At 73.4% G+C, this 10,551-nt stretch carries 9 protein-coding genes, 1 tRNA gene and 1 pseudogene; 3 read left to right on the plus strand and 8 right to left on the minus strand.

The window, feature by feature from the left end:
• Window positions 1-35 precede the first annotated feature (35 nt).
• From STRAU_RS24520 to STRAU_RS24545, 6 genes are all read right to left on the minus strand, one after another.
• Window positions 36-491 (minus strand): hypothetical protein, encoded by a 456-nt coding sequence (locus STRAU_RS24520; protein WP_016643078.1) that lies wholly within the window; start codon window positions 489-491, stop codon window positions 36-38.
• Between the two features lie 103 nt (window positions 492-594).
• Window positions 595-1,191 carry an aminoacyl-tRNA hydrolase gene (gene pth / locus STRAU_RS24525; protein ID WP_016643079.1) on the minus strand — a complete coding sequence of 199 codons (597 nt, stop codon included), beginning with the start codon at window positions 1,189-1,191 and terminating at the stop codon, window positions 595-597.
• A 109-nt stretch (window positions 1,192-1,300) separates the two neighbouring features.
• Window positions 1,301-1,891, minus strand: coding sequence for a 50S ribosomal protein L25/general stress protein Ctc (locus STRAU_RS24530; RefSeq protein WP_037661655.1), 591 nt, complete (start codon window positions 1,889-1,891; stop codon window positions 1,301-1,303).
• Between the two features lie 231 nt (window positions 1,892-2,122).
• On the minus strand, window positions 2,123-3,109 hold the full coding sequence (locus STRAU_RS24535) for a ribose-phosphate diphosphokinase (protein ID WP_016643081.1): 987 nt from the start codon (window positions 3,107-3,109) through the stop codon (window positions 2,123-2,125).
• 123 nt (window positions 3,110-3,232) lie between these two features.
• Window positions 3,233-4,690: a bifunctional UDP-N-acetylglucosamine diphosphorylase/glucosamine-1-phosphate N-acetyltransferase GlmU gene (glmU, locus tag STRAU_RS24540; protein ID WP_016643082.1), complete on the minus strand. Its 1,458-nt coding sequence runs from the start codon at window positions 4,688-4,690 to the stop codon at window positions 3,233-3,235.
• 137 nt (window positions 4,691-4,827) lie between these two features.
• Window positions 4,828-4,898, minus strand: a tRNA-Gln gene (locus tag STRAU_RS24545).
• Between the two features lie 174 nt (window positions 4,899-5,072).
• Here STRAU_RS24545 and STRAU_RS24550 point away from each other — a divergent pair.
• The gene (locus tag STRAU_RS24550) at window positions 5,073-6,416 is read left to right on the plus strand and encodes a sensor histidine kinase (protein ID WP_016643083.1); all 1,344 of its coding nucleotides are present in this window, start codon (window positions 5,073-5,075) and stop codon (window positions 6,414-6,416) included.
• A gap of 73 nt (window positions 6,417-6,489) precedes the next feature.
• Here STRAU_RS24550 and STRAU_RS24555 read toward each other — a convergent pair whose 3' ends face one another.
• Together STRAU_RS24555 and STRAU_RS24560 are read right to left on the minus strand one after the other, a co-directional pair.
• Window positions 6,490-6,978 carry an SUKH-3 domain-containing protein gene (locus STRAU_RS24555; RefSeq protein WP_037661661.1) on the minus strand — a complete coding sequence of 163 codons (489 nt, stop codon included), beginning with the start codon at window positions 6,976-6,978 and terminating at the stop codon, window positions 6,490-6,492.
• 83 nt (window positions 6,979-7,061) lie between these two features.
• Window positions 7,062-7,685 carry a YwqJ-related putative deaminase gene (locus tag STRAU_RS24560; protein WP_259299973.1) on the minus strand — a complete coding sequence of 208 codons (624 nt, stop codon included), beginning with the start codon at window positions 7,683-7,685 and terminating at the stop codon, window positions 7,062-7,064.
• Window positions 7,686-7,930: 245 nt separating this feature from the next.
• Between STRAU_RS24560 and STRAU_RS24565 the strand changes: the two genes are divergently transcribed.
• The gene (locus STRAU_RS24565; protein WP_016643086.1) at window positions 7,931-8,911 is read left to right on the plus strand and encodes an HNH endonuclease; all 981 of its coding nucleotides are present in this window, start codon (window positions 7,931-7,933) and stop codon (window positions 8,909-8,911) included.
• Window positions 8,912-8,919: 8 nt separating this feature from the next.
• Window positions 8,920-10,551, plus strand: a pseudogene (locus STRAU_RS42460) (SUKH-4 family immunity protein); the annotation flags it as partial.

The following is a 10,551-nucleotide window of genomic DNA, read 5'->3' on the forward strand; positions in this document are numbered from 1 at the left end:
GGTGCGGGGCCCTCGGGCGTCGGGAAACCGGTGCCTCAGAGGCTCAACGCCGCGAACGCCGCCGTCAGTTGGATGCCCCCGGCCAGCGCGAGGACGCCCGCCGTCCGGTTCAGCCGCAAGCCCCCGGCCACGACCACCGCGGCGAGCAGCAGGGCGCCGCCCAGCGGCAGCCACGCGTGCAGGAAGCCCGGGCCGCCGGTGCGGACGGCCTCGTCCGATTCGGGCTTGACCACGACGGGGATGCGCTCGCCCTTGGGGGTCGCGACGGAGCGGTCGATGACGACGCGGTCCCGCGACTTGCCCCCCGACGCGGGGGCGTACGGGCCGGTGCAGGTGTCGTCGCCGCAGCGCGCGAGGGACAGCGTGCCCCGTTCCCGCCCCCCGTCCGACAGCATCACGTACCGCGCCGAGTCCCACGACGCCCAGACGCCGGCGGCCAGGATGAGGGCGGCGACGATCCCCGCCGCGCCCCGTAGTGCGTATGCGGGCATGGCGGCGATCCTTGGGGAGCGCGGCACGCTCCGTCAACAGCCGGCGGGTCGTACGTCCCGTACGCCAGAGTTGTCGTCCCCTACGCCACAAGCGTCCCGTACGTCAGGAGTTGTACGCGCTCTGCGCCCGCTCCAGGCCCTCGGTCACGAGGCACTCCACGGAGTCCGCGGTCCGGTCCACGAGGTAGTCCAGCTCCTTGCGCTCGGTGCCGGAGAAGTCCTTCAGGACGAAGTCGGCGACCTGCATCCGGCCCGGCGGGCGGCCGATGCCGAAGCGGGCCCGGTGGTAGTCGGGGCCCATCGCCTTGGTCATGGACTTCAGGCCGTTGTGGCCGTTGTCGCCGCCGCCCAGCTTCAGGCGCAGCATGCCGTAGTCGATGTCCAGCTCGTCGTGGACGGCGACGATGTTCGCCGTCGGGACCTTGTAGAAGTCGCGCAGCGCGGTGACGGGTCCGCCCGACAGGTTCATGTACGACGTGGGCTTGGCGAGGACGACGCGGCGGCTGCCGGGGCCCATGGGGCCGATGCGGCCCTCCAGGACCTGCGCCTGCGCCTTGGCGGCCCGCTTGAAGCTGCCGCCGATCCGGTCGGCGAGCAGGTCGGCGACCATGAAGCCCACGTTGTGCCGGTTCATGGCGTAGCCGGGGCCGGGGTTGCCGAGACCCACGATCAGCCAGGGGGCGCTGGGGTCCGTCGTCATCTGCGTGTCTCCTTCATGGCGCGCGTGGTTCCTTCATACATAGCTCAACCGCCGCCCAGCGCCTGGGCGCTGAGCGGCGGTCGGAACTGCGAGCTGCGAACCGCGAGGATCAGGCCTCGGCGGCCTCGTCGCCCTCGCCCTCGGCGGGGGCTTCCTCGGCCTGCGCGGCCAGGACCTGCAGGACGACGGTGTCGTCCTCGACGGCCAGCTTGGTGCCGGCCGGCAGCGGGACGTCCTTGGCGAGGACGGAGTCGCCGGCGGTCAGGCCCTCGATGGAGACCGTGACGGACTCGGGGATGTGGGTGGCCTCGGCCTCGACCGGAAGCGCGTTGAGGACGTGCTCCAGGAGGTTGGCGCCCGGGGCGAGCTCGCCCTCGGTGTGGACGTAGATGTCCACGTTGACCTTCTCGCCGCGCTTCACGAGGAGCAGGTCGACGTGGGTCAGGATGCCCTGGCGCAGCACGTCGCGCTGCACGGCCTTCGGGATGGCGAGCTGGGTCGTGCCGTCGATGTCCAGGGAGATGAGGACGTTCGGCGTGCGCAGGGCCATGAGCAGGTCGTGGCCGGGCAGGGCGATGTGGACCGGGTCGGTGCCGTGGCCGTACAGGACGCCGGGGACCTTGTCCTCGCGGCGGATGCGGCGGGCGGCGCCCTTGCCGAACTCGGTACGGGTCTCGGCGCTGAGCTTGACCTCAGACATGGTGCACTCCTCGTAGAAAAGGTGAACAGATGCGTCACCCGGCCACGACTGGCCTGCTACGAAGAGCGCGTCGATAACGGACCGCCGCACACTGCGTTCGTACGACACGTCGGAAACGTGACGAAACGCGAGTGCGGCCTCCCTCGCCGAGCAACTTCGACAGTCTACTCGGAGCGGAGGCCGCACCCAAAAGGATCTTGCGGGGTGCCCGGGCGTCGCCGGGCGGAACGGCTACGCGGGGCCGCTCTGCTCCTCGAACAGGCTGGTCACGGAGCCGTCCTCGAAGATCTCCCGGACCGCGTTGGCGATCGTCGGGGCGATCGACAGGACCGTGATCTTGTCGAGCTCCAGCTCGTTCGGCGTGGGCAGCGTGTTGGTGAAGACGAACTCGCTGACCTTGGAGTTCTTCAGACGGTCGGCGGCCGGGCCGGAGAGCACGCCGTGCGTGGCCGTCACGATGACGTCCTCGGCACCGTGCGCGAACAGCGCGTCGGCGGCGGCGCAGATGGTGCCACCGGTGTCGATCATGTCGTCGACGAGGACGCAGACGCGGCCCTCGACGTTGCCGACCACCTCGTGCACGGTGACCTGGTTGGCGACGTCCTTGTCGCGGCGCTTGTGCACGATCGCCAGCGGGGCGCCCAGGCGGTCGCACCAGCGGTCGGCGACGCGCACGCGCCCTGCGTCCGGCGAGACGACCGTCAGCTTGTCCTTGTCGACCTTCGCGCCCACGTAGTCCGCGAGGATCGGCAGCGCGAAGAGGTGGTCGACGGGGCCGTCGAAGAAGCCGACGATCTGGTCGGTGTGCAGGTCGACCGAGACGATGCGGTCGGCGCCCGCGGCCCCCAGGAGGTCCGCGATCAGACGGGCCGAGATGGGCTCGCGGCCGCGGTGCTTCTTGTCCTGGCGGGCGTAGCCGTAGAACGGCACGATCACGGTGATGCTCCGCGCGGAGGCCCGCTTCAGAGCGTCGATCATGATCAGCTGTTCCATGATCCACTTATTGATGGGAGCCGTGTGGCTCTGGATCAGGAAGCAGTCCGCGCCGCGCGCCGACTCCTGATAGCGCACATAGATCTCGCCGTTGGCGAAGTCGAAGGCCTTCGTCGGTACGACACCGATGCCCAGCTGATGTGCGACCTCCTCGGCCAGCTCGGGGTGGGCGCGGCCGGAGAAGAACATCATCTTCTTCTCGCCGGTCGTCTTGATCCCGCTCACAGCACAGTCTCCTCAGACGTGTTCCCTGGCCGCGAGGTCGCGCGAACCAGCCGGAAATTTCATGCACCTATCAGGTTTCGTGCACCTATCACGGTACGCGGTGTCAGGCGCACCTGTTTCCGGTCAGCTTTCGCCGGCCGGAGTCTCGGGTGCGCGGGAGGCGGCCTCCGCGGCCTTCGCGGCGGCGCTTCCCGGGCGCTTGCGGGCCACCCAGCCCTCGATATTCCGCTGCTGGCCCCGGGCGACGGCCAGTGAACCGGCCGGGACGTCCTTGGTGATCACGGAGCCGGCGGCGGTGTAGGCGCCGTCGCCAATCGTGACAGGAGCCACAAACATGTTGTCCGAACCGGTCTTGCAGTGCGAGCCCACCGTGGTGTGGTGCTTGGCCTCGCCGTCGTAGTTCACGAACACGCTCGCGGCGCCGATGTTGGAGTACTCGCCGATCGTCGCGTCGCCCACGTAGCTCAGGTGCGGGACCTTGGTGCCCTCGCCGATCGTCGCGTTCTTCATCTCCACGTACGTACCCGCCTTGGCCTTCACGCCGAGCCGGGTGCCCGGCCGCAGATACGCGAACGGGCCGACGCTCGCCCGCTCTCCGACCTCGGCGCCGTCCGCGACCGTGTTGTCGACGCGCGCGCCCGCGCCCACCGTGGTGTCCTTCAGGCGCGTGTTCGGGCCGACCTCGCAGCCCTCGCCCAGGTGCGTGCCGCCCTGGAGCTGGGTGCCCGGGTGCACCACGGCGTCGCGCTCCACGGTGACCGTGGCGTCGATCCAGGTGGAGGAGGGGTCGACGACGGTGACGCCGGCGAGCATCGCCTCGGTGAGCAGCCGGTCGTTCAGGACCCGGCGGGCGTCGGCGAGTTGGACGCGGTTGTTGATGCCGGCGATCTCGCGGTGGTCGCCGGCGACACAGGCGCCGACGCGGTGCCCGGCCTCGCGCAGGATGCCGAGGACGTCCGTCAGATACTCCTCGCCCTGGCTGTTGTCCGTGCGGACCTTGCCGAGTGCCTCGCTGAGGAGCTGCCCGTCGAAGGCGAAGACACCGGAGTTGATCTCACGGATGGCGCGCTGCGAGTCGGTGGCGTCCTTGTGCTCGACGATCGCGGTCACGGCGCCGGACGCGCCGTCGCGCACGATGCGGCCGTAGCCCGTCGCGTCGGGGACCTCGGCGGTCAGGACGGTCACCGCGTTGCCGTCGGCGGAGTGCGTGCCGGCCAGGCGGGCCAGCGTCGCGCCGGTGAGCAGCGGGGTGTCGCCGCAGACCACGACGACCGTGCCCTCGACGACGCCGCCGAGCTCCTCCAGGCCCATCCGGACGGCGTGGCCCGTGCCGTTCTGCTGGGCCTGGTAGGCGGTGCGGACCTCGGGGTCGATCGCGGCGAGGTGCGCGCTCACGCGCTCGCTCTCGTGCCCGACGACGGCGACGAGCCGCTGCGGCGCCAGCTCGCGGGCGGCGACGAGGACGTGCCCGACGAGGGAACGGCCGCAGATCTCGTGCAGGACCTTCGGCATGGCCGACTTCATACGGGTGCCCTCACCCGCTGCGAGGACGACGACGGCTGCCGGGCAATTGGCGCTCACGGGGGTGCCCTTCGGCTTCGGATGCTTGGGGTGTGGACATCCGCAGGATACCGGGGCGTAGTGGGGCGGACGCATGGCCCGGGGGCGACCCCGCAATGCGAAGCGGGCCCCGACCGCGGAGGTCGGGGCCCGAACGGCTCCCGGGGAAGGAATCGAACCCTCATTCAATGGACCAAAACCATTTGTCCTGCCATTAGACGACCCGGGAAGGGCCGCGCACCGGGCCCGGTGGATCACCGGCTCGGCGTGCGGCTAACACTATGCCGTACGGTCCGCCTCCGACGCGACGGTACGAGTGGGGCCGGGGCCCCCGCCCTGCCCGGGATCGCCGAGCCGGAAACTCACCGGATACGGGAGCGCCGCCGCCCGTACGCTGGAAGGCATGACCACGACGGGGGACAGTGACACGGCGGCCAGGACCGGGCCGTGGTGGTGGGAGCGGCGGCGCAGTGCCGTCCTGGACGTCGGCCTCGCGCTGGCGTCGGCGGCCGAGTGCGGGGCGGAGGGCGTCGAGTTCGCCGACGACGCCGGGATACCGGCCGCGGTGGGCGTGGCCTTCGGGGTCCTCGCCGGGTCCGCCCTCGTGCTGCGGCGCCGCTGGCCGATCGCGGTCGTGCTGATCTCCGTCGCGATCACGCCCGCCCGCATGGGCGTCCTGATGGCCATCGTCGGCCTCTACACCCTCGCGGCCTCCGAGCTGCCGCGCCGCATCATCGGCGCCCTCGCCGGGATGTCCCTCGCGGGCACGCTGATCGTCACGCTGGTCCGCGCCAACCAGGACATGGCCAACGGCGACCTGACGATAGGCGAGGGGTTCATACCGTTCATCGCCATCACCACCTCCCTCGGCGTCACCGCCCCACCGGTCCTCCTCGGTCTGTACGTGGGCCAGCGGCGCCGCCTGATGGAGTCGCTGCGCGAGCGCGCCGACAGCCTGGAACGCGAGCTCCAACTGCTCGCCGAGCGTGCCGAGGAGCGCGCGGAGTGGGCCCGCGGCGAGGAGCGCACCCGCATCGCCCGCGACATGCACGACGTGGTGGCGCACCGCGTGAGCCTGATGGTCGTGCACGCGGCGGCGCTGCAGGCCGTGGCCCGCAAGGACCCGGAGAAGGCCGTGAAGAACGCCGCCCTGGTCGGCGACATGGGCCGCCAGGCCCTGACCGAGCTGCGCCAGATGCTCGGCGTGCTGCGGGCCGACGAGGCCCCGCCGAAGCCCGCCCCCGCGCCCGCCCCGGTGCCGCTGGCCGCCGTCGGCGAGGCCGCCGACCGGGCCGCGTCGCGCGCGGAGCCCGCTGCCGAGCCTGGTCCCCCCGACCTCACGGACGGCCCCTGCCTGGCCGAGCTGGACGAACTGGTCGACCAGTCGCGGGCCGCGGGCATGGCCGTGGACCTGTCCGTGGAGGGCGAGACCCGGGCGTACGCGGCCGACGTGGAGGAGACCGCGTACCGCGTGGTGCAGGAGGCCCTCACCAACGTCCACAAGCACGCCGCGGGCGCGAAGACCTACGTCCGGCTGGCGCACCGCGCCGCCGAGATCGCCATGCAGGTCGAGAACGGCCCGCCCCCGGAGGCGGGCGGCGCCGACGCGGGCCTGCCCAGCGGGGGCAACGGCCTGGTCGGCATGAAGGAGCGGGTGACCGCGCTGGGCGGGGTGTTCGTCTCCGGCCCGACGGACGCGGGCGGCTTCAGGGTGTCGGCGGTGCTCCCGGCGGCCGCCGGTCAGTGATCTTCCTCATAGGGGACGTGGCCGAGTCCGTATAGGGGGACATGGCCGACTTCGTACGGGCCCGTGGCCGGGCTCAGCCCGCCGTCAGCCGCACCGGCTGAGTTCCCGCGACCAGCGTGGTGAGGGCCTGGTCGAGATGCTGGCCCAGATACCAGTCGCCGCTGTGGTCGAGGCTGTAGACCCGGCCCTCCCTGTCCATGGCGAGCAGCGCCTGCGTCTCCGTCTCCTCGCCGAGCGGACACACCTCGGTGCCGAGCGCGCGCCCCAGGTCGCCGAGGGTGCGGGCCATGTGCAGGCCGTACATCGGATCGAGGTGCAGGGTCGCAGGGGCGATCTGGCGGCCCGGCCCCTGCGGCGTGATGTGCAGCCCGCCGAACTCCGCCCAGGCCTCCACGGCGGCCGGGAACACGGCGTGCTGGTGGCCCGCGGGCGAGGTGTGGCGGCGCAGGACGTCGGCCCAGATCTCGGCCTGCTTGATGTCCCAGCGGCCCGGCCGCCAGCCGGCGCCGCGCAGGGCGGCGTCGACGGGCACGGGGAAGCGGGTGGAGTTCTCGGTGTGTATGGCTCGGCCCTCGTGGTGCGGGTGCGGATGGCGGCGGCCGGCGCGTGCGGCGCCGGGGGTCGTCAGGGCGTGGGCGGCCCGCGTCACGCGTCGGGCGCGGTCGGATCGACGACGCGGACGCCGAAGTGCGCGGTGAGGGCGGTGCACGAGCGGCACGGGCGGGCGAACGCGCCGTGCAGGGGGTCGCCGTCCTCGCGGATGCGGCGGGTGGTGAGCTTGGCGTGCTTGAGGGCCTTGCGGGCCTCGCCGTTGGTCATGGGTTTGCGCGAGGCCCTCTTGGAGCGGTTCGCGTCCGCCGCCGCCAGGTGCCGGGAGATGAGGACGGCCTCCGCGCAGCGCCCGGTGAAGCGTTCGCGCTGGCCGCTGGTGAGGGTGTCGAGGAAGTCCTGTACGAGTGGGTGCAGATCCGGGGGATCCTCGCCGCGCCTCGGGGTGCTGGTCAGGGTGGTGCCGCGGACCGAGAGGGCGGCCGCCACGGTGGGCAGGATGCCGTCGCGCCGGTGGCGCAGGACGGGGGCGTCGGCGGGTGTGCTGCTCCAGCCGACCCGGGGGTCGCCGGACTCGGCGGTGGCGGTGCGGCCTGTCCGCGGACCGGAACCCGGGCCAGTGGCTGAGCCGGTGGTCGGACCGGCTGTCGTGCGGGTGCTGCCGTGGCCGGTGGCGGGTGTGCCGGCCGGGCCGGCCATGCCGGTTGGTGCCGTGTGCATGTGGTGTTTCCCTCCCCGTGCCCGCGGTGTCAGCCGCTGGTGCCACGCCCCCGCGTTGCGGGAACAGACTGCCAAATGGGGCGCGCGGTGCGGAAGCTGGGGCTCTGCGACACGCCTGGGTTTCGCCTCTGGGTGACGGGCCCGTGGCGGGTGGTCACGGAACCGGAGGCCCGGTGACCCGTGTCGTCCTTACGCATAGGCTGTCGCTGTCCGTGAATCTCACAGTGCCGCAGGGGGCAACCGCCATGACGACAGGTCGGCTCGGGGAGCAAGCCGCCCCACCGAACGCGGCCTATGCCGGGCAGGTCGTGCACTTCCCGGATCCGGTCCGCGCCGCCCGCCACCCCAGAGGCGTGCGGGTGGACGGCGACGGCTACCCGGACTTCTCGCCGTACGCGCGCGCCGCCGCCGAGATCGCCGAGCCGCCCGAGGGCTTCGGCGTGGACGAGCTGCGCCTCACGGACTACGTCTCGGCGAACGCGGCCCTCGCGGCCACCGGCCACGAGCTGTGGGACACGATCCCCGCGGTGGCCACCCCGCACGGCTGGACCTGGCACCACGTACCGAACAGCCGCCGCCTCGACCTGGTCCCCGTCGAGGTCAAGGCCCTCCTTCGGCACCACGGCGGCATCGCGACGTCGCCCGTCGACCACAACAAGCGCGGCACCCGCCCGCTGCAGGAGACGCGCCCCGCGCACCTGGCCCTGCCGAAGACCTCGGTGGCCGTCACCGAGGGGCAGATCGCGGGCGTCGAGGAGGACCTCGGCTACCGGCTGCCCGGCGCCTACCGCTCCTTCCTCAAGGCGGCGGGCGGCTGCGCCCCGGTCGGCACGGCCCTCGACGCGGAGCTCGGTCTCCTCATCGACCAGCCGTTCTTCACGGTCCGCGACGAAGCGGCCGTCAACGACCTCGTGTACGTCAACAAGTGCCTGCGCGACCACCTCACCAAGGACTTCCTCGCGGTGGGCTTCGTGCAGGGCGGTCTGCTCGCCGTGAAGGTCAAGGGCGACCGGATCGGCTCGGTGTGGTTCTGCGCGTACGACGACGCGCGGGACGTGGACCCTTCCTGGGCGCCGGCCGAGCGCGTACAGCGGCTGCTGCTGCCGTGCGGCGACGACTTCGACGCCTTCCTCTCCCGGCTCGCGGGCAATCCGCCGGAGCTGGAGACCGTGGCGAACCTGATGGTGGACGGCGGCTTCGCGCGCGCCGTCCCGGTGGGGGAGTGAGCGATCCGATGGTGACCTTCGCGCAGGCGCAGGAGCGCGCCGAGGAATGGATCAACGGCGACGTGCCCGGACCCGGACACCGCGAGGTGCGGGTGCGGGAGTTCGAGCTGGGCTTCGTGGTGTGGGCGGAGGACCGCGACGGCGGCCCCCGCTCGGACGGCGGCCACCAGCGGCTCGTCATCGCCCGGGACAGCGGCGAGGCGACGCTGTGGCCCGCGCTGCCGGTCGGCGAGGTGATCCGGCGGTACGAGGAGGAGTACGGGGTGCCCGAGGCGGCACCCGAACCGGCGCCCGCCGCGCCCCAGCGCATGGACCTGAACCAGACGTCGTTCCTGCTGAGCCCGCCCGAGTGGCTGCAGGAGGCGGCGGACAAGCTGGGGATCCCGGATCGTTCTGGCCGCTCGGCCCAGGGCGGGGACGGTGTGGACGCCGGCGGCGGGGTCGGTGCTGGTGCCGTCGCTGCGGCCTCGGGGGCCGAGCCCGCCGCGGGGCCGGGTGCTCCCGGAACCCCGTCCGCTCAGGGAGTGCCAGCTGCTCCCGCCGCGCCCGGTGGTGGTACGCCGTGGCCGTCGGCCGGTGGGCCCGGTGGTGGGCACGACTCCGGTGCGGGTGACGGCGGTGCAGGGGCGGGCGTGCCCGCGTCCGCGACGCCGTGGGCCGGTACGGACACGAACACGGGCGCCGACGACGAGGACGTCGCGGTGCCGCTGCCCGCGACGGTGTTCTCGCCGCCGCTGGTCGCCCCCGGCCGCGAGAGCGCCGACGAGGCGCCGCCCGCGGTGTCGCCGGAGGCCAAGACCGCGCTGATGTCGGGCGGCAGCCAGCTCCCGAAGACGGCCCTCGCGCCCGCCGTCGACGACCCGCAGGCGGGCGCGCCGGACCCCCACCTGCCACCGCCCTCCGGCGCTCCGGCGGGTGGCCCGAGCATGCCGCCGCCCTCCGGCGCCCCGGTCGGTGGCCCGAACCTGCCTCCGCCGCCCGCCGGTTCGGGGGTGGGCGGCCCCGCCCTGCCGCCGCCTTCGGGTGCTCCGGTCGGTGGCCCGAACTTGCCGCCGCCGCCCGCCGGTTCGGCAGTCGGCGGTGCCCACCTGCCTCCGCCGCCCGGGGGTTCCGGCGTCGCCGACACTCCGCCTCCGGCCGGTGGTCCCGGGCTGCCCCCGCTGCCCGACGGGTACGCGGCGGGCGGCTCCGAGCTGCCGCAGACGTCGGGCGGTCCGGCCGCCGGCCCGAACACACCGCCTCCCGCCGGTTCGTCCGGCGGCGGCTCCTACGCGTCCCCGCCGCCCGCCGGTCCGGGCGCCCCGTCCACGTACGGGTACCCGCAGGGGCCCGACGCTTCCGGCGCCCCCGGCGCGCCCGCGGGCGGGTACGTACCGACGCAGCTGATGTCGCCGCTCGGCCCGGAGGGGCAGGCTCCCGGCGCGGGCGCCACGCCTCCGCCGCCCGGCGGTGGCGCGCCTGGCGCGCCTGCGGCTCCGGGCGTTCCTGGGGCGCCCGGTGCTCCTGGTGCTCCGCAGCCTCCGGGTGCCCCCGGTGCTCCGGGCACGCCTCCCGGCGGTGTCCACCATGCGGCGACGATGCTGGCCGACCCGAGCTTGGGCGGCGGGGTGAAGCCTCCGGGTGCTCCTGGTGCCCCGGGT

Source organism: Streptomyces aurantiacus JA 4570 (genome assembly GCF_000414115.1).
Taxonomy (GTDB): Bacteria; Actinomycetota; Actinomycetes; order Streptomycetales; family Streptomycetaceae; genus Streptomyces; species Streptomyces aurantiacus_A.